Source organism: Methylobacterium sp. Leaf106 (assembly GCF_001422895.1).
In the GTDB taxonomy this organism is placed as follows: Bacteria; Pseudomonadota; Alphaproteobacteria; order Rhizobiales; family Beijerinckiaceae; genus Methylobacterium; species Methylobacterium bullatum.
Genome location: NZ_LMNB01000034.1, coordinates 1 through 18282, shown reverse-complemented (window position 1 = coordinate 18282; position 18282 = coordinate 1). Strand labels below are relative to the sequence as shown.

Below are 18282 nucleotides of genomic sequence, written 5' to 3'. Positions count from 1 at the left end.
CGTCGATCGCAAGGTTGCTCGCCCCGCGCCAGTCGCCGGTCTCGTTCGCCGGAGACCGTCGGCACGCGGTCGATCGGAATGGGGCCGGGCCACGGCGCCGAGAACCCGCTCGACGGGGTTCGGCACCATGCTCCGGGATCGCAGCTGATATCAGACGCGCGCGGGATGAAATCAAGCCGAGCGCCGTCCCACCCCCCTTCTCCGCCTCAGCCCCCCGCGAGATTCAGGTCTGCAGGGGGCTCAGGCTTCCCGCGGAGGCGGGGACTCCACCAGTGCTTCCAGCCCCTCCGCCCTCAAAGCGGCAACGTCGCTGGCGAAGATCTCCATCACCGCGTTGCGGATCGCGGCCTGCCGGTCGGGCTGGGTGACGCGGGTCCCGGTGAGGTCGGTGACGTAGAAGACGTCCACCGCCCGCTCGCCGAAGGTCGCCACATGGGCCGACGTGATGTTGAGGCTCAGGCGCCCGAGGGCGGTGGTCAGCTCGTAGAGCAGGCCCGGCCGGTCGAGGCCGGTGATCTCCACCACGGTCTCCCGGCTCGACAGGGCGTTGTCGATCGCCATGTCCGGAGGGATCAGGAAGGTGTTGGAGCGATTGCTCGGCGGGTGCCGGTCCGCCACGAGATCGGCGATGCGGATCTCGCCCCTCAGCGCCCGCTCGATCGCCGTGGTGATGCGCTTGGCGCGGCGCAGTTCGTCGTCGTCCCGCTCGAAGGCGCGGGAGATGAAGATCGAGTCGAGGGCGAAGCCGTCGGTGGTGGTGAAGATCTGCGCGTCGACGATGTTGCCGCCGAGCGCCGCGCAGGCCCCGGTGACGATGGCGAGAAGGCGCGGGTGGTCGGGCGAGTAGATCGTGATCTCGGTCACGCCCCGGGTCGGATCGGTCTCGTAGACGGTGGCGACGGTGCGCCCGTCTTCCATGACACCGCGCACGAACCCCGCATTCTTGAACTGGCGGACGGCGTCGACCTTCAGCCAGTAAGCCTGGTTGTGCCGGGCGGAATAGGCGTCGAAGAAGGCCGGATCCCAATCCGCCAGCTGCTCGCGCAGCCCCATCTGGATGAGGCGGACCCGATCGGTCCGGGCGATCTCGGAATGACCGCCCGACAGGAGCACCTCGGTCTCGTCGTAGAGGGTCCGCAGCAGCGTCCCCTTCCAGGCGGTCCACACGCCCGGTCCCACCGCCTTGATGTCCGCGACGGTGAGGATCATCAGGAGCTTCAGCCGCTCCATGGTCTGCACCACGCAGGCGAACTTCTGGATCGTCTTCGGGTCGGAGAGGTCGCGGCTCTGGGCCGTCATCGACATCAACAGGTGGTGCTCCACCAGCCAAGCCACGATCTCGGTCTCGGTCTGGGTGAGGCCGAAGCGCGGGCCGATCTTCTCGGCGATGGCCGCGCCGGCGATGGAATGGTCTTCCGGGCGCCCCTTGGCGATGTCGTGCAGGAGCACCGCGACGTAGAGGGCGCGCCGGTGGCTGATCGTGTCGATGAGCCGCGTGGCGATGGGGTGGTCCTCGGAGACCGTGCCGGAATCGATGGCCGCCAGGACGCCGACGGACCGCAGCAGATGCTCGTCCACCGTATAGTGGTGGTACATGTTGAACTGCATCAGCGCGACGATGCGGCCGAAATCGGGGATGAACCGGCCGAGCACGCCGACCTCGTTCATCAGCCGCAGGATCGTCTCCGGTGAGTTCTTCGACGTCAGCACGTCGAGGAAGAGCCCATTGGCTTCCGTGTCCGAGCGCAGGGAATGCCCGATGAGCCGGAGCGAACGGGTGGCGGCCCGCGTCGCATCCGGATGGATCGGCAGGTTGTGGCGGTCGGCGAGCCAGAACAGGCGGATCAGGTTCACGGGATCGCGCGAGAACGCATCCGCCGTGCGCAGGTTGATCCGGCCGTGATCGTCGATGAAATCCTCCGCTTCGATGGCGGTGGCGCGGAAGCGATCGCGGAAGCGGCCGATCCAGCGGTCGAGGACCGGGGTGCGCTTGGCGTGGCGGGCCTCCAGCGCCGCACAGACAATGGCGGTGAGATCGCCCACTTCCTTGGCGATCAGGAAATACGCCTTCATGAAGCGCTCGACGCCGGACAGGCCGCCGCGAGGCTCGTAGCCGAACCGCTCGGCGATCCTCGGCTGCAGGCCGAAGGACAGGCGCTCCTCGGACCGGCCGGTGACGAAATGCATGTGGCAGCGGACGCGCCAGAGCAGCTCCTCGCAGCGCTCGAACACCCGGTACTCCTCCGGCGTGAACAGGCCGGCGGGGACGAGTTCGCTCTGGTCACGGACGCGGTAGGTGTATTTCGCGATCCAGAACAGGGTGTTGAGGTCGCGCAGGCCGCCCTTCCCGTCCTTGACGTTGGGCTCGACGAGGTAGCGCGAGGCGCCCGCCTTCGTGACGCGGGTGTCACGCTCGCGTAGCTTGGCCTCGACGAATTCCGGCGCCGTCCACATAACGAGTTCGGTGTCGAACCGGGTCACCAGCTCCTCGTACAGCGCCCTCGCGCCGAAGAGGTAGCGCGCCTCGAGGAGCGAGGTGCGGATCGTCATGTCGGCCCGCCCCTCGCGCAGGCACTCCTCCACCGAGCGCGTGGCGTGGCCGACCTTCAGCTTGAGGTCCCACAGCACGTAGAGCATCGCCTCGACGACGCTCTCGGACCAGGCGGTCTGCTTGTAGGGCAGCAGGAAGAGGAGATCGATGTCCGACCCCGGCGCCATCGTCCCGCGACCGTAGCCGCCGGTGGCCACCACGGCGAGCTGTTCGCCGGTGGAGGGATTGTCGTTGGGGTAGAGCCGCCACACCACCGCATCGTGGATCGTGCGGATCACCGCATCGGTGAGGTTGCTGATCCGCTGGGCGCAGGCGGTGCCGTCGCGCTCCTCCATCAACCGGGCTTCGGCATCGGCATGGCCGAGCTCGATGATGCGCCGAAGCTCCGGAACGAGAAGCGCGCGCAGCTGCGTCGCCTCGCGCACGTCGCGGTCGAGAGTGGTGAGGACCGTCTTGAGGGCGTCGGCGGCGTCGAACATGCGCAAACCCGTTATCATGTTCCCGGAGGGACACCAGAGACAACGCTAGGCAGCTGCGTAGATGTGATAGGCAATCCGTAGGATATCGTTCTCTCTGCCGGAAAATTCGTTTGACGAAACGAACGGTCCTGGCTACCTCGGATGCCCCGCGTCACTGCCGGGACCATGGAGACGATTGACCGATGACTCTGTCCCGTCGCGCCATCCTGAGTGTCATCTGCGGCGCCGCGTCGCTTCTGCTGATGCCGCGCCCCGGTGAGGCGGCGGAGGTCAAGGAGATCCGCCTCGATTGGGCGACCTACAACCCGGTGAGCCTGATCCTGAAGGAGAAGGGCTTCCTGGAAGAGGCCCTGAAGGACAAGGGCATTAAGGTGCGCTGGACCCAGTCCCTCGGCTCCAACAAGGCACTGGAATTCCTCAATGGCGGCGCCATCGATTTCGGGTCCTCGGCCGGGGCCGCGGCCCTGCTCGCCCGGATCAACGGCAACCCGATCAAGGCGGTCTACGTCTTCTCGCGGCCGGAATGGACGGCGCTGGTCACCCGCAAGGACAGCGGCATCACCAAGCCCGCCGACCTCAAGGGCAAGCGCATCGCGGTGACCCGTGGCACCGACCCGCACATCTTCCTCATCCGCGCGCTCCAGGGCGCCGGCCTGACCGAGAAGGACGCCAAGCTCGTTCTGCTCCAGCATGCCGACGGGCGTACCGCCCTCGACCGGGGCGACGTCGATGCCTGGGCCGGCCTCGACCCGATGATGGCGGCCTCCGAGATCGAGAACGACGACGTGCTGTTCCACCGGGACGCCGCCGCCAACACCTGGGGCGTCCTCGACGTGCGCGAGGATTTCGCCAAGGCCAACCCGGACCTCGTCCGCACCGTGATCGCCGCCTACGAGACCGCCCGGACCTATGCGATCAAGAATCCCGACGCCCTGAAGAGCGCGCTCGTGGCGGTGACGAAACTGCCCGAACCGGTGATCGCCCGGCAGATCGAGCGCACCGACCTGACCCAGCCCGCCATCGGCAGGGCCCAGGCCGAATCGATCGCCGCCGCCGGCATCGCCCTGCAGCAGGCGGGGGTGATCCCTGCAGGTACCGACGTGAAGGCGGCGGTGGACGGGCTGATCGATCCGCAATTCGCACCTGCCGCCCGCTGATCCGTGCAGGAGAACGCTGCGACCGAGTCCTCGATGTCACCCGCGCACGACACGGCTGACGGGACGGTTTCGCCCAAGCCACGGGGAGACACGGCCTGGCATCGGGGCGGTCGTCTCGCGCTCGGCCTGATCCTGCCCCTCGCCCTGGTGATCGGCTGGGAATCCGCCGTCCATACCGGCCTCGCCCAGGGGCGGCTGATGCCCCCGCCGAGCCGGATCGCGGTGACCCTCTACGATCTCGCCGCATCCGGCGACCTCTGGATGCACGTTCAGGCGACGCTGGTGCGCGTCGCCCTCGGCTTCGCCTTCGGCGCGGTGGCCGGCATCGCTGCGGGTGCCCTCACCGGCGCGCTTCCCATCGCCCGCCATATCCTCGATCCGACGCTCCAGGCGTTGCGCGCCGTGCCGTCCCTGGCCTGGGTTCCGCTGTTCATCCTCTGGCTCGGCATCCTCGAGACGCCGAAGGTGGCGCTGATCGCGGTGGGGGTGTTCTTCCCGGTCTATATCGGGGTAGCGGGGGCCATCGCCTCCGTCGACCGCAAGCTGATCGAGGTGGGCCGCATCTTCCGACTCTCGACCCTGCAGCTCGCACGGCGCATCCTGCTCCCCGCCGTGCTTCCGGCGACCCTCACTGCGCTCCGCACAGGCCTCGGCCTCGGCTTCCTGTTCGTGGTCGCCGCCGAGCTGATGGGAGCCTCCGAAGGGCTCGGCTACCTCCTCATCGACGGGCAGCAATTCAGCAAGGCCGACCAGATCCTTGCCGCGATCATCGCCTTCGCCATCCTCGGCAAGCTCGCCGATACCGTTCTCGTCGCCGTGACCCGGCCTCTCACGCGCTGGCAGGACACGGCGCGGGAGACGTTGTAGGTCCCCTCACCGGTTCGAAGAAGGCTGGCGCCCCGCGATGCTCACCCTCGATAGCCTGTCCAAGACCTATTCCGACGGCACGCGGGCGCTGGAGCGCATCGACCTCGCCGTGCCACAGGGCGAGATCGTGGCGCTCATCGGCGGATCGGGCTGTGGCAAGACCACCTTGCTACGGCTCGTCGCCGGGCTCGACCGGGCGAGCGAGGGCAGCATCGCCCTCGACGGGGAGACGATCGCAGCGCCGCATCCAGGAGTCGGCCTCGTCTTCCAAGAGCCCCGCCTGCTGCCCTGGCTCGATGTCGCCGACAATGTGGGCTTCGGACTGAGCCATCTCCCCAAGGCCGAGCGCAGGGCTCGCGTCGCCCATGCCCTGGAGATGGTCGGGCTCGGCGAACATGCCCGCCGCTGGCCGAGGGAACTCTCGGGCGGGCAGCAGCAGCGCGTGTCCATCGCCCGTGCCTTCGTGGCGAACCCGAGCGTGCTCCTCCTCGACGAACCGTTCTCGGCGCTGGACGCCTTCACCCGAAAGGACCTGCACGGCCATCTCCTCGCCCTCTGGCAGGAGACGAAGCCGACGATCCTCATCGTCACCCACGATGTGGGAGAGGCGGTGGCGCTGGCCGACCGGGCGGTGGTGATGCGCCCCAAGCCCGGCCGCCTGGACGATGCCATCCCCCTGGCGCTGGCCCGCCCGCGCGATCCGGCCTCGCCGCATAGCGAGGCCGCCACCCGGCGCATCCTCGCCGCCCTGGACCGCTCGCTGAAGCCGGCCCAGGCGGCGGCGCCCACCGAGGCGGCGCAATGGTGGTGAGGGCTTCTCTGGCGTCTGCCTCCATCCCAGGTTAGATGCCCAAGCAAAGAAAAAGATCACAATCGCACCAAGACGATCGAGGATACACCCGATGGACGCCACCACCCTGCGCTCGCTCCAGGCCCCGCTGAAAGACCAGTACCGCAGCGCGCCGGAATCCGCCGTCATCACGCTGAAAGCCAAGGGCACGCTGGACGACAGCTCCATCGCTTGCAAGGTCGAGACCGGCCGGGCGCTCGCCGTCGCCGGACTTCACCCGGCCACCGGCGGGTCGGGGCTCGAACTCTGCTCGGGCGACATGCTGCTCGAGGCGCTGGTCGCCTGCGCCGGGGTCACGATCAAAGCGGTGGCGACCGCCCTCGAGATCGAGCTGCGCGCCGGAACTGTCAGCGCCGAGGGCGACCTCGACTTCCGCGGCACGCTGGGCGTCGACAAGGAAGCGCCGGTGGGTTTTCGCGCGATCCGCCTGAACTTCGCCCTCGACACCGATGCGCCGCAGGAAAAGCTCGACCAGCTCTTGAAGCTGACCGAGCGCTATTGCGTCGTGTTCCAGACCCTGAACCACAAGCCGGAACTGGCGGTCCACGCCTCGAAGGGCTGAAGCGACGAGGCCGCTGCGTCCGAGGCGGAGTGGCGCGGGATCCGATGCTCGGCGGATCCCGGCCGGCATTCGCTTCGGCCGGGGACATACGGGCTGTTACCGCGCGGCGGGCGCGTCGCCGGCCTCATAATACACCGCAGCGGTCTCGTCCTCATGGAGGAGGCGCCAGCCCTCCAGGCGGCGCAGCTGATCGGCGCTTCGCCCCTCCCTCCGCACGAGAGCCCAGGTGACGCGGTAACGCGCCAGCATGGCGGCGAAGCGCTCGGGCTCCGATGCGGCCAGCGCCCGGTCGAGGCCGTTCATGAAGCCGCCGAGGAAGAGCTGATCGCTGCGCCCGTCGATGAAGGTCGGCACGCCGGAGCGGATCAGGAAACCGCCGAAATCGTAGTCGTTGTAGACCGGGCCGGTGAGGCGCCGTGCGCGCGCCGCGTCGAGTGCGGCCTGTGGCGTCATCGCTTCGCTGGGACGCGGCGAGACCAGGGCCGCCACCGTGATCGCCGCGACGGTACAGGCCAGGATAATGAGGCCGAGCCCCCGTGAGGCGGCGATGGTCGGAACGCCACGCAGCGCAGGGAATCGCGCCATGGCAGGCCCCGCCACGAGGATCGGCGCTGCCAGGACGAACAGGTCCGCGAAGCGCGCGTGGCGGATCATCATCACCCCGAGGAGCGTGACCACGCCGAGCCGGAACAGGGTTTTTCGGGGGGCTGTCAGCAGCACCACGATACTGCCGATGAACATCGCGACGGCGACGATGCCCGCGCCGTTCAGTCCGAGGGGTTGCCATTCGTCGATGAAGGGCAGGGATTCGCCACTGTTGAACAGGCCGAGATTCACGAGAAACGGCACGTAGCCATAGGGCGTCAGGCAGGACGCGACTGTGGCGACGGCGAGGAAGCGTGCCCATCGCAAAGCCCTGCCGATCCATTCGGAGCGGGGGCCGGAGAGCACGCCCTCGCCTGCGAGGATACCGGCGATGACGAGGCCGATCGGGTAGCTTCCGTGTAGATTGGCCCAGGCCACCATCACCGGGATGAGCCAGAACGACGGTGCCCTCCCTCGCTCCAGTGCCGCCACGAGGCCCGTCATCCAGACGAGGAGGACCGGCACCGTGAGGATGTGCGGGCGTGCGAGCAGGTGCGGCGCGAGGACCACGAACACGGCCGTGACCGCCAACAGCGCCGCGGTGGCGGAAACACGGCGTTGCAGCCACTGGTGCAGGCCGGCCAGCGAGCCGGCAACGACCAGGATGGTGAGCATGCAGACGCCCCACCAGCCAGCGACCGCATAGGCCCCATAAAACAGCACCTGCGAGGCCCATTCCTTCGCGATCCAGGGCGATCCGGCAAAGGTGTGGGAGAACAGGTCCGTCCAGGGCACGGTGCGATGTGCGACGATCCAGCGGCCGATGGCCATGTGCCACTGGCTGTCGGGATCGTTGAGCAGCTGACCGGCGCGGATGGACAACGTGAGGACCACGACCAGGAACACGAGGATCGACGAGGCACCCCACGCCCCCGGCACGAACGGTCGTGACGCCCCGTCGGGGGACTGCCTCGAGACCGGGATGGAGGCCGGATCGGATCTCATCCCGTATGCCCTACCGGCTGTCGAGGATCCTGTGGCATCTCGGAAAAGATGTGCCGGCTCAGGATTACGTAATTCCCAGCGGGAATCCCGGTGCAGACGGCGAGGATCGAGAGCCAGGAAGGCCCCTCGAAGATCCCGCCGACGATGGCGGGGATCGCTGCGGCCGCGCCGTAGCCGGCCATCGTCAGAAGGAAAAACCGCAACGCCGCGCGAGGCGCCGGCCGTCTGTCGCCGAAGGTCAGCCAGCGATGACCGGCATAGGACCAGAGCGAGGCGAGGCCGTAGGAAAGGGGCGAGGCCAGGGGAAGCGGAAGCCCGACCACCGTCGTCCCCACTAGGCTCAGGCAGGCATAGAGCAGGGTCGCGATACCGCCGACCAGGAACATCCGGGCGAGCCGTATGGGCAGGGCGCGACCACTCACCGACAGGTTCCGGAGAACCGGCCGGAAGAATGGCTTTGCGTGATGGGGTGCATCGACCGGGCCGGAGGGTTTGAAACCGGCCCCAATCGTTAGGCTGCCGCGCTTAAAGGCGGCTTAATCCCGTCAAACCGAGACGGAGAGCCGCCCTTCGATCGCATCCCAGACCGAGACCGCGAGATCCGGTCCACCGAGCCGCTTGATCGCGCGGATGCCGGTGGGAGAGGTGACGTTAATCTCGGTGAGGTTGCCGTCGATCACGTCGATACCGACGAGGATGAGGCCGCGCCGGCGAAGCTCCGGCCCGATCGTGGCGCAGATGTCCCGCTCGCGCTCGGTGAGATCGGAGGCGGCGGCCGCCCCGCCGCGCACCATGTTGGAGCGGATGTCGTTGAGCGCCGGGACACGGTTGATGGCGCCCAGGGGCTCACCGTCCACCAAGATGATGCGCTTGTCGCCCTCGGTGATCTTGGGAAGGAAGCGCTGGACCACCCAGGGCTCGCGGAACGTCACCGAGAACAGGTCGAACATCGAACCGAAATTGGCGTCCTCCGGCAACACCCGGAACACCGCCGCGCCGCCATGCCCGTGCAGGGGCTTCATGACGATGGCGCCGTGCTTGGCGCGGAACGCCTCGATCTCCGCCTTGTCGCGGGTGATCAGGGTCGGCGGCATCAGCTGCGGGAAGTCGAGGACGAACAGCTTCTCGGGCGCGTTGCGCACCTCGGCCGGGTTGTTCACCACCAGGGTCCGCGGATGGATCCGCTCCAGCATGTGGGTCGCGGTGATGTAGGCCATGTCGAAGGGCGGGTCCTGGCGCATCAGGACCACATCCACATCGGCGAGATCGACACGCTGCATGGCCCCGAGGGTCGCGTGGGCGCCCTCCACGTCCTGGACCCGGAGGGGCTCGACCCGCGCCGTCACCACCTGACCCTGCATGGAGAGCCGGTCCGGCGTATAGAACAGGAGATCGTGTCCCCGCGCCTGCGCTTCCAAGAGCAGAGCGAAGGTGGTGTCACCGGCGATCCTGATCGCCTGGATCGGGTCCATCTGAACCGCGACGGTCAGGGCCATGGCGCACGAGCCTCATTCACGATCGAGCATGGTAGAAGGTCGGGGGGGCCGCCCCCCCGGTCTTCCACCGGAGTCGCAGGCCTATTCGATGGCCTGGCTTCCGTCGACAGGCTTCTTGCCGGGAGATGTCGGGACCGGGCCTGCCCCTTACCGGGACTTGCCACCGCTGCGACGGTCGTAATCGCCGATGGCGTTGCGGCATTCGGCCGACAGGCGGGGACGGTTGCGCTCCATGCACTTCTCGGCCTCGTTGCTGTTGGGATCGACGCCGGCACAGAGGCGGAAATAATCGTTGGCGCAGCCGAGTTGCAGGCCCTGGTCTTCGCGCTGGGCCTGGGCCGGGCCGGCGGCCAGAAGCAGAAGGGCGAAGGGTGCAGCCTTCAGGGCCAGGGACCGGCCCTTCGAGGGGCTGGAGGATCGTGTGGTCGCCACGCGCATTCTGCGTTGTCCTTCGCTCGGATCGGAGTGTGGCGGCATATCGGGCGCAGCCATGGCTTAGCAAGCGCGCGGGACACCGTCCCGGTTCCGGCTGGATATGAGCGGAACCATGGGCGTGGCGCCCCGGTCACAGTTTTTCGAGATCCCTCGACAAAAAGGCCCCGCTCATTTCGGAGCGGGGCCGAGTGCAAGGGAGGAAACGCCCGCCATGGGCAGTAAAATTCAAAGCAAGTTGCAAGCCAGAGCAGATTCCGTGGCTTCAGTTCCGACGGTTGTCGCGGCTGCGGCGATATTGCCACGGAGATTCGGTCCCTGCCGCCACCGCCCGGCTCTCTCCCGCGATTCGATGGAGAGCGGAAACTTTTCATTAACCACCTCGTGATGCTCTCCGCTCTGCATCACGATCGATTGAGAATTCGACGGGATCCGCCCCGGGAGAGTTCGAGGGGACGTTTCCGACGGGTTCGGGTGGTGCGTATCGAGGATCGATGGGATCGCCAGCGATGACGCCTGACCGCAAGTCCCAGAGTGCCAAAACACACCCCGGTGAGCCGTCGGGCGGTCTGGGAGACCGTTCGCTGCCGCTGCATACGGCCAGCGTCGTGGCGTTCCGCCAGGGCTCCGGTCGCCGGTTCCGCCGGGATGACGAGAACGACAGAGCCACGCGCGGCGAGATCCTGCTGTTCACCGGCGTCCGCTACGAGCGCATGCCCGAACCGGCGATGTCCGCTCCCCGGCAGCGCCGGCACTCCTGACACCCCACGCCTCCGGTCACCGTGAGGCCCGAGCAGGCACCGTCAACCCGAGGAAGTGCGATGCCGGCGTCCCACCCCGTCCCCCCCACTGGGCGCTTGATCAAGACCGCATCCGCTGCCGCGATGCTGCTGATGGGCGGCTGCGCCCAGAAAGGCGATTTCGGCCGCCCGGCCCCGAGCGCCTGGAACAGCCTCGTGGCGACCACCGGCACCTTGGCCGCGCAATATCGCAACGAGCCGGCCTCGGATTTTTCCCTCACCGACGACGAGCGCACCCTGCGCGACCGGGCCTGGCGCTTCCTGATGCCGGCGGCCGAGAGCGAGACCTTCACCGACGCCCTGGCCAACCTCACGCGCACCCGCGTGCTGCCGCCGAGCTGGCGCGAGGACGACGTCACCAGCTATCATGCCGCCCTGGTCGCGGAACCCTTTCGCTCGCCCGTCTCGCGCTATCGCCGACTGGCGGACGACATCACGGCGGATGCGCGCCTGATCCCGCTCTTCGTGGCCACGGCGGCGCGGGTGGCGAATGCCGATACCCTGCGCCTGCGCAGCCTGCCCTTCGTGAAGAGCCTCGACGACGAGAGCATCCGGCAGGCCGCCATGCGGGTGGCCGAGAACCGCTGCCTCGTGGCCTGGGTCCGGCTGGAGACGGGGGTTCGCGCGGAGCGTTACCGCTACGCCCTGCAGCATCTCCTCGTGGAGGTCCCCTCGGTCGAGGCCGTATCGGTCGAGCGCAGTCTCGCCGGTCTCGACGGGCGCCGGGTGATGCTCGACCCGCTGCTCCCGGCGGCGGCCGAAGCGCGCTGCGGATTGGTGGAGGCACCCGCCCCCCAGGCCGCCCGACCCATCGTCGCGAAATACTGAGACGGTCTGCCCGCCCGGACAGGGCGTCGGTCGGCCGTCAGCCGCCGGATTTCGCGGCGTCCTCGGTGGGACTGTCGATGGTGCAGGAGACGGCCTGGACCGCCTCGTTCGCCGCCTGCCGCTGGCTCGGAAGGGCCGCGACCACGCGCACCACCACGAAACCCTCCCGTTCTGTGGCGACGATGCGCACGTCGCGGCTCACGTCGTTCTCGTCCTCGTTGGCCAGGGCCTCGTCGTATTGGGCGCGGGTGAGGATCACGAGGTCCAGGGCGCCGCGCACCGCCGCTTGGTCGGTGACGGCGTAGAAGGCTCCCCGCCGCCCATGGACGGCCAGGGACAGCATCAGCGCGCCGGTCCGGGCGGAGACCCGCATCGGGCCATCGGCGAGGTTGTAGGCGCATATACCCACCGCGACCGAGGGATCGGGGATCGGCAGCCACGCCTCGGTGGGGGCCGGGTTGATGCCGGTGGAGAGCGTATAGACCGGCATCGCGTGGTCCAGGGCCTCGCTGGTGCGCGCCTTCGTCAGGGCGTCGGATTCCGACAGGCTCGGGATCGCCAGCACCACGGCGATGTGGACCAGCCCTGCCAGGACGAGCCCGGCGAGGGTCGCGAGGAGGAAACGCCCGGTCGGGTTCATTCCGCGCATTCCGTGCGGGAGATCGTGGGAACCGCAGACCGCTCCACCGTGCCGGCGCTGGCCGCCACCGGCGTGTCGTAGAGACGGAGCGCGAGCCGCACCGGCCCGGCGGCGCGCGGCATGGGCAGCCAGTTGCCGGGCTGGACGTCCGAGGCGAGCACGATGGAGAAGCGCCCGTCCACGTCGCGCAGAACCTCCGTGGAGGTGAAGCCCTCGCGCAGCACCGTCCGCTCGGGGTCACGCTTGCCGCGCCCGGCGACGGTGATGGTCCAGGCCCTGGCGGGAGGCGTCGCGCCGGCGATCCGGTAGGTGCAGGCGGCATTGAGGGCGCGGCCCTCGTCGTCCTGGGAGGCGGTGAGAAGCAGCCCCTCTCCCACCGCCAGGGGAATCTCACCGCGCCGGGCATTCACCGCGCGGGCATAGGGGTCAGCGCCGAGGGAGCCCGTGCGCGGCCACGCGATCCAGCTCCCCACCGAAACTCCGCCGAACGGATAGCCGCCCCGCGTGGCGTAATCCGCCGTCGCCAACCCCAAGCCCGCGCCGAGGGCGAGGGTGTAGAAGACGAGCCCGACGCGCGAGGTTCGGCGCAAAACGGCGCGAAAGGCGCGGCTTCCCTGGCCGGCGACGCCCGCGATGCCGGGCATCGCGCCGGACCGGGCAGGGTGATCTGTGGTGCTCATGCGGCGGCTGACATCCTGGGGCCGTGTGGACACCGTCGCTACGGAATGCCGATGCGGCCGACCGGGCGGGCGCCATCGGCGACGGCGCCCGTGGTCTCCCCAGCGGCGGCGCGGGCGCCGGCGGGCGTCCCCGCCTCCACGGTGCGGAACAGGCCGTTCATGCTGCCGATGACCTCGAACGAGCGCCGCGAGAGCTTGCCGGCCGCGCTGGCGGCCGCGTTGGGCGGCGAGGACGACCCCGCCTGCGCCATCGGACGGGTGTTCTCCTTGAGGCCCGGCATCGCCTTCAACTCGATGCCCTGGTGGGCCGTCTCCATCACGTCGTGCCAGGCCATGGCGGGAAGCGAACCGCCGGTCATCTTGTTGGTGGAGGTGGAATCGTCGTTTCCGAACCAGACGGCGCCCACGTAATTGCCGGTATAGGCCACGAACCAGGCGTCCTTGTAGGCGTTGGTCGTCCCGGATTTGCCCGCGACCTTGATGCCGTCGAGCTGCGCGCGACGGCCGGTCCCCTCCTCCACCACCTTGTTCAACATGAAGTTCATGTCGGCCACGACCTGGGGCGAGAGGATCTGCTCGGGCTTCTCGTCGGCATGGCGGTAGATCACTTCGCCCGAGGAGTTCTTCACCTCCATGGCCGCATAGGGCTTGGCTTTGCGGCCGCCATTGGCGAACACCGCATAGGCCGCCGCCTGATCGATGACGTTCACCTCCGCCGAGCCGATGGGAAGCGAAACGGAATCGGTGAGCGGGGTGGTGATGCCCATGCGATGGGCCATGTCGATGATCTTGGCGCGCCCGGCCTTGGCGGCGGGGAAGTCGCCCTTGATGCCGATGGCCTTGCCCAGCGCGATCGAGATCTGGATCGGGATCGTATTGATGGATTTCGCCACCGCCACGGTGAGGTTGGTGGCGCCGGAGAACGAGCGGCCGTAATTCTGCGGGCACCAATTGCCGAGGCAGATCGGCCGGTCCACCACCCGGGTGTCGGGCCGGTAGAGGCCGGCGGCGAGGCCCGCCGCATAGACGTAGGGTTTGAACGAGGAGCCCGGCTGGCGCAGGGAATCGGTGGCCCGGTTGAACTGGCTCTCGCCGTAATCGGCCCCGCCGACCATGGCGCGCAGCGCCCCGTCCGGATCGAGGATGACCATGGCAGCCTCGTCCACGTCGTACTGGTCGCCGTACTGGCGCAGGATGTTCTCCACCGCCTGGTCGGCACGTTTCTGGATACTGATATCGAGGGGGGTCTTCACGATCAGCACGCGGTCGCCGCGCAGCTTGCCGGAATCCGCCATGCCCTTGATCTCGCCGAAGGCCCAGTCGAGGTAGTAATCGGCGGTGATGTCGCGGGTGCGGGTCACCGGCGTCGCCGGGTTGCGCAATGCCGTCTGGATCTGGCCTTCGGTGACGAAGCCGGCTTCCACCATGTTGTGCAGCACGTCCACGGCGCGGGCGCGGGCCGCCGGCAGGTTCACATGCGGCGCGTATTTCGTCGGCGCCTTGAACAGGCCGGCCAGCATCGCGGCTTCGGCGAGGCTCACGTCCTTCAGCGGCTTGCCGAAATAGTAATCGGCCGCTGCGACCGCCCCGAAGGTGCCGCCGCCCATATAGGCACGATCGAGATAGAGCTTGAGAATCTCGTTCTTGCTGAGATGGCTCTCGAGCCACAGCGCCAGGAACGCCTCGTTGATCTTGCGCTCCAGGGAGCGTTCGTTGGTGAGGAACAGGTTCTTGGCGAGCTGCTGGGTGATGGAGGAGCCGCCCTGCGTGTTGCCGCCGCCGCGCGAGTTCGACACGAGCGCGCGCGCCGTGCCGATCGGGTCGATGCCCCAATGCTCGTAGAAGCGCCGGTCCTCGGTGGAGACCAGCGCCTTGATCATGCTGTCGGGAAAGTCGTCGAGTTTCAGCGAGTCGTCGTGCTTGATCCCGCGCCGCCCCACCTCGACGCCGTAACGGTCGAGGAAGGTGACGGCGAGATCCTGCTGCTTCAGCCAATTCTCGCTGGTGAGGTTGAAGGCGGGCTGCGCGAGGGCCAGCATCAGCACGGCGCCGCCGGTGCCGAGCGTCACCCCCTCGCTGGTGAGGTCGAGGGCGACGCGCTTCCAGCCGCGCACCGAGAAGACCTGCATACGCTGCTGGAAACGCTCGTAGATCTCGGCGGTGGAGCGGCCGCTGTCGTACAGGCTCGCATTCACCCAGGCGTCGAAGCCGAGGGCGGCGCGTTTCAGGCGCGTCAGGAGCGAGGTGGCTTTGGGCAGGCGCACGACGTGATCTCTGTCCCTCAACGCACGGCCGGCACCGCTCACCGATGCCGCAGGTCAAGCACTACCAAGCTCCGCGCGTCTTCGCGAGGCCCGGCAAAGCACATCGTCCGCCCTTCCGCGGGGGCGGCACGGCCGGCTTCCCATCATAATGCGTCGGAAAGCGAAAACGTCGCGACGTCGGCGAGAATAACCCTTCGTCAACCTTGATCCGGGAATGGGGCGCGGAGGTGGCGCGGCTTGCCGATCAGGCCCACATGCGTCAAGGAGCCTGCGCGCTCCGCCCTCCCGTTCCGAACCCCGAAGGTGCTCCCGATGAGGGACCGCACATCCCCCCTCCTTGCCCCGGACGCGATGGCGCCCGAGCCATCGAAGCCGTTCTGGCGGGAGAAGACCCTCGACGAGATGTCGTCGTCCGAGTGGGAGAGCCTGTGCGACGGCTGCGGCCGGTGCTGCCTGCTCAAGCTCGAGGATGACGATACCGGCGAGGTCTACCACACCGATGTCGGCTGCACCCTCCTCGACGGGCTCGCCTGCAACTGCCGCGATTACGTCAACCGCCAGAGACGGGTGCCCGATTGCGTCCGCCTGACGCCGGAGGCGGTCCGCACCATCCCCTGGCTGCCGCCGACCTGCGCCTATCGCCTCGTGCGCGACGGGCAGGATCTCTATCCATGGCATCCCCTCGTCTCAGGCCGCCAGGCCAGCGTCCACGAAGCCGGCATCTCGGTGCGCGGCCGGATCTCGGGCAACGAAGAGGAGTTCACCACCGACGAACTCCTCGACCAGATCGTCACCTGGCCCGGCCGCACCCCGGAGACCGAGGACGAGGATTAGGCGCCGCGAAGGCGCCTCACGGATCGAGGCGGAAGCGGTCCACGTCGCGCAGAAGTTCGAGGAAGGCTCTCGCACCGTGGTCGAGGGCCGCGAGGCCGGCCTCGCGCGTGCCGAGCGTCGCGTTGCCGATGGCGCCCGAAGGGTGAAGGTCCTGCGACTTCCAGGCGAAGGCTGCCGGGCGGCTGGCGCGCAGATGGGTGAAGTCTCGCTCCATCGCCACCGTGCGGGGCTCGAAATCGGCGACGGCCGGACGGCGCACCGCATCGGGCTTCAGCGCCAGCATCAGCGCCGTCTCGACGGCGCCGGCATGGATGCCATGTCTGATTTCGTCGTCGGGAAAGAGGCCCGGCGGGTAGCCGAACCGGCTCCAGGCCGTGGTGACGGCGAGCATGCCGAGACTGCGCAGGTCGCTCGCCACGAGATCGATGAGCCCGCTATTGCCACCATGGGAGGTGACGATGACGAGCTTGCCGCATCCGGCGCGATGGAGGCTGCGGCCGATCTCGCCCCACGCCCGCAGGGCCGTCTCGGCCGTGAGGGTCAGCGTGCCGGGAAACGCATCGTGCTCGTCCGATTTGCCGATACTCTGGACCGGCAGGACCAGGATATCGAGGTCGCCCGCATCGAGTTCGGCCAGCCGGGCGAGATAGCCCTCGGCGATGGTGACGTCGGTGGACAGCGGCAGGTGCGGTCCATGCTGCTCCACCGCTGCCACGGGGAGAACCGCGATCGAGCGGTCCATGGCGGACGCGATCTCGCCGGTCGTGAGATCGAACCAGTTCCGCACCGCCATGGTCGTCGTGTCCCTCGCGGCCCCGCGCCGCCAGGGTGGTCTTCTAGGCCGAATGGGGCTCTACAAGAAGGGTGTCCGGATCTCGGACTCAGCGCGAGGGGCGCAGCAGCCATCCCAGCCCGAAGGCCGCTGCCGCCACGAGGGCGAGCGTGACGGCCTTGTTCTCGTCCGCCCGAGCCGCCACGGCCCGGCTGTGCCGCACGGCTTCACCCCGGTAATGACGGCCGCGGCGCTGAGCTTCGTCAGCGAGCGCATACCCACGGTCGGCGATCGCTTGGCGACGCTGCTCTGCCTCGTCGGCCAGGGCATGGGCACGCGCACTCGCCTCGTCGATGAAGCGCTCGCCATCGCGACGCAGGTCGTTCACCGTGTCGCGCGCTTCGCCATACGCGTATTGCGCTGCGCCGGCGGCCTGATCGTACGCGCCTTCGACCTGCTGACGCGCGCGGCCGGTCACCGCGCCGAGAGCCGTCTTGCCGCGACCCTGAAGGTTGCGGACGCTACCGTCGAAATGATCTCTGTTCATGGACACATCTCCTTTCGCGATCCGATGGAAGGGCGTAAGCCCGATCCATCCTGCCGTCGCACCGATCCGGGCCTCGGCCCTGAACCATGGTCTAGGCTCCGGAATCGTTGTTCGGTCTTCGATCTTGTCTCGGCCGGACGTCGCCTGGACGTCGGTCCAACGGTGAGTGGACGGATACTTCCCTCTCCGGACTGGCCTTCGGGCCGGATCGTCAGATCTTCTTGACGGCGTCGGCTGCGCTCTGAGCCGCGCCCTTGATCCCGTCCTTGGCATCACCCACGGTCTTCTGGGCCTCGCCCTTGAGCTCCTGCGCCTTGCCTTCGGCCTGCAGTTTCTCGTTGCCCGTGACCGAGCCGACGCCCTGCTTGATGTTGCCGACGGCTTCGTTGGCGAGACCCTTGATCTTGTCGGTGGTGCTGCTCATCGAAATGATCCTCATGATCGCGTGGGGAGGCCGGGACGCGGCATGCGCCGGGCACCGCGAAGTCGAAAGCCGAACGATAACAATTGCTGAAATGTTCCGATCCGAGGCCGTGGAATTGTACGATTCCCGACCGATCCGGGTGAGGAACTCCGCATCGCAGCACTGGTGTGAAGTTAAAGGCCTCGGCAGCAAGAGTTTGAATTTTTTATACGGGTGATCCAAATTTTTTGTTTCGGCTTGCGGCGCCATTGCCAGCAAAGTTTCTTGAATTCAAAATATTCCCGGCTAGAACTCGGCAAACAACAGACGAGACACCGAGGAAGACGGTCATGACCGTTCGCGCCGCCACCCCACGTTCGGGCGGGACCGCCCAACCGACCCTGGGCACGGCGTCCGCACCGCCCTTCGGGCGCTGGGGTCAGCTGGTGATCGGCGTGATCTGCATGGTGATGATCGCCAACCTGCAATACGGCTGGACGTTCTTCGTCCCCGACATCCAGAAGAAGTTC

The 18282-nt window shown here is 68.0% G+C and carries 18 protein-coding genes and 1 pseudogene; 8 read left to right on the top strand and 11 right to left on the bottom strand.

Features of this window, described 5'->3' with window-relative positions:
* Positions 1–240 precede the first annotated feature (240 nt).
* On the bottom strand, positions 241–3030 hold the full coding sequence (locus tag ASF34_RS19685) for a [protein-PII] uridylyltransferase (RefSeq protein WP_056163794.1): 2790 nt from the start codon (positions 3028–3030) through the stop codon (positions 241–243).
* A gap of 182 nt (positions 3031–3212) precedes the next feature.
* On the opposite strand from ASF34_RS19685, the gene ASF34_RS19680 reads away from it, so the two are divergent.
* The 4 genes from ASF34_RS19680 to ASF34_RS19665 all read left to right on the top strand — a co-directional run bounded on the left by ASF34_RS19680 (position 3213) and on the right by ASF34_RS19665 (position 6466).
* Positions 3213–4187 (top strand): aliphatic sulfonate ABC transporter substrate-binding protein, encoded by a 975-nt coding sequence (locus tag ASF34_RS19680; protein WP_156465788.1) that lies wholly within the window; start codon positions 3213–3215, stop codon positions 4185–4187.
* Between the two features lie 33 nt (positions 4188–4220).
* On the top strand, positions 4221–5054 hold the full coding sequence (locus tag ASF34_RS19675; RefSeq protein WP_056164019.1) for an ABC transporter permease: 834 nt from the start codon (positions 4221–4223) through the stop codon (positions 5052–5054).
* A gap of 37 nt (positions 5055–5091) precedes the next feature.
* The gene (locus ASF34_RS19670) at positions 5092–5865 is read left to right on the top strand and encodes an ABC transporter ATP-binding protein (protein WP_018045808.1); all 774 of its coding nucleotides are present in this window, start codon (positions 5092–5094) and stop codon (positions 5863–5865) included.
* 91 nt (positions 5866–5956) lie between these two features.
* Positions 5957–6466: an OsmC family protein gene (locus ASF34_RS19665; protein WP_056163792.1), complete on the top strand. Its 510-nt coding sequence runs from the start codon at positions 5957–5959 to the stop codon at positions 6464–6466.
* 96 nt (positions 6467–6562) lie between these two features.
* Here ASF34_RS19665 and ASF34_RS19660 read toward each other — a convergent pair whose 3' ends face one another.
* The 4 genes from ASF34_RS19660 to ASF34_RS19645 all read right to left on the bottom strand — a co-directional run bounded on the left by ASF34_RS19660 (position 6563) and on the right by ASF34_RS19645 (position 9990).
* Positions 6563–8056 (bottom strand): hypothetical protein, encoded by a 1494-nt coding sequence (locus tag ASF34_RS19660; RefSeq protein WP_056163789.1) that lies wholly within the window; start codon positions 8054–8056, stop codon positions 6563–6565.
* On the bottom strand, positions 8053–8478 hold the full coding sequence (locus ASF34_RS19655; RefSeq protein WP_244479054.1) for a GtrA family protein: 426 nt from the start codon (positions 8476–8478) through the stop codon (positions 8053–8055). The genes ASF34_RS19660 and ASF34_RS19655 overlap by 4 nt, the downstream gene beginning before the upstream one ends.
* Before the next feature lie 123 nt (positions 8479–8601).
* Entirely contained in the window at positions 8602–9552 is a 951-nt protein-coding gene (gshB, locus tag ASF34_RS19650) for a glutathione synthase (RefSeq protein ID WP_056163784.1), read from the bottom strand.
* A gap of 147 nt (positions 9553–9699) precedes the next feature.
* Positions 9700–9990 carry a hypothetical protein gene (locus ASF34_RS19645; protein WP_018045813.1) on the bottom strand — a complete coding sequence of 97 codons (291 nt, stop codon included), beginning with the start codon at positions 9988–9990 and terminating at the stop codon, positions 9700–9702.
* Between the two features lie 503 nt (positions 9991–10493).
* Here ASF34_RS19645 and ASF34_RS19640 point away from each other — a divergent pair.
* Positions 10494–10745: a hypothetical protein gene (locus ASF34_RS19640; RefSeq protein ID WP_018045814.1), complete on the top strand. Its 252-nt coding sequence runs from the start codon at positions 10494–10496 to the stop codon at positions 10743–10745.
* 60 nt (positions 10746–10805) lie between these two features.
* A complete protein-coding gene (locus ASF34_RS19635) occupies positions 10806–11612 on the top strand; it encodes a hypothetical protein (RefSeq protein ID WP_422395329.1) in 807 nt (268 codons plus the stop codon).
* Positions 11613–11649: 37 nt separating this feature from the next.
* Here the strand turns inward: ASF34_RS19635 and ASF34_RS19630 are convergent, their stop codons facing one another.
* The 3 genes from ASF34_RS19630 to ASF34_RS19620 form a co-directional block, all read right to left on the bottom strand.
* A complete protein-coding gene (locus ASF34_RS19630; protein WP_026176270.1) occupies positions 11650–12252 on the bottom strand; it encodes a DUF1254 domain-containing protein in 603 nt (200 codons plus the stop codon).
* Positions 12249–12896, bottom strand: coding sequence for a DUF1214 domain-containing protein (locus ASF34_RS19625; protein WP_082494237.1), 648 nt, complete (start codon positions 12894–12896; stop codon positions 12249–12251). Before ASF34_RS19625 ends, ASF34_RS19630 begins: the two co-directional genes overlap by 4 nt.
* Positions 12897–12970: 74 nt before the next feature.
* Positions 12971–15196, bottom strand: a complete 2226-nt coding sequence (locus tag ASF34_RS19620; protein WP_056163779.1) for a transglycosylase domain-containing protein — start codon at positions 15194–15196, stop codon at positions 12971–12973.
* 312 nt (positions 15197–15508) lie between these two features.
* On the opposite strand from ASF34_RS19620, the gene ASF34_RS19615 reads away from it, so the two are divergent.
* A complete protein-coding gene (locus tag ASF34_RS19615) occupies positions 15509–16030 on the top strand; it encodes a YcgN family cysteine cluster protein (protein WP_156462902.1) in 522 nt (173 codons plus the stop codon).
* A 16-nt stretch (positions 16031–16046) separates the two neighbouring features.
* On the opposite strand, the gene ASF34_RS19610 is transcribed toward ASF34_RS19615, so the two are convergent.
* The 3 genes from ASF34_RS19610 to ASF34_RS19600 form a co-directional block, all read right to left on the bottom strand.
* Positions 16047–16823: a creatininase family protein gene (locus tag ASF34_RS19610; RefSeq protein ID WP_018045820.1), complete on the bottom strand. Its 777-nt coding sequence runs from the start codon at positions 16821–16823 to the stop codon at positions 16047–16049.
* An 88-nt stretch (positions 16824–16911) separates the two neighbouring features.
* Positions 16912–17349 carry a CsbD family protein gene (locus ASF34_RS19605; protein ID WP_056163775.1) on the bottom strand — a complete coding sequence of 146 codons (438 nt, stop codon included), beginning with the start codon at positions 17347–17349 and terminating at the stop codon, positions 16912–16914.
* Positions 17350–17560: 211 nt separating this feature from the next.
* Entirely contained in the window at positions 17561–17773 is a 213-nt protein-coding gene (locus ASF34_RS19600; RefSeq protein WP_018045822.1) for a CsbD family protein, read from the bottom strand.
* 329 nt (positions 17774–18102) lie between these two features.
* On the opposite strand from ASF34_RS19600, the pseudogene ASF34_RS19595 reads away from it, so the two are divergent.
* Positions 18103–18282: pseudogene (locus ASF34_RS19595) on the top strand (oxalate/formate MFS antiporter); the annotation flags it as partial.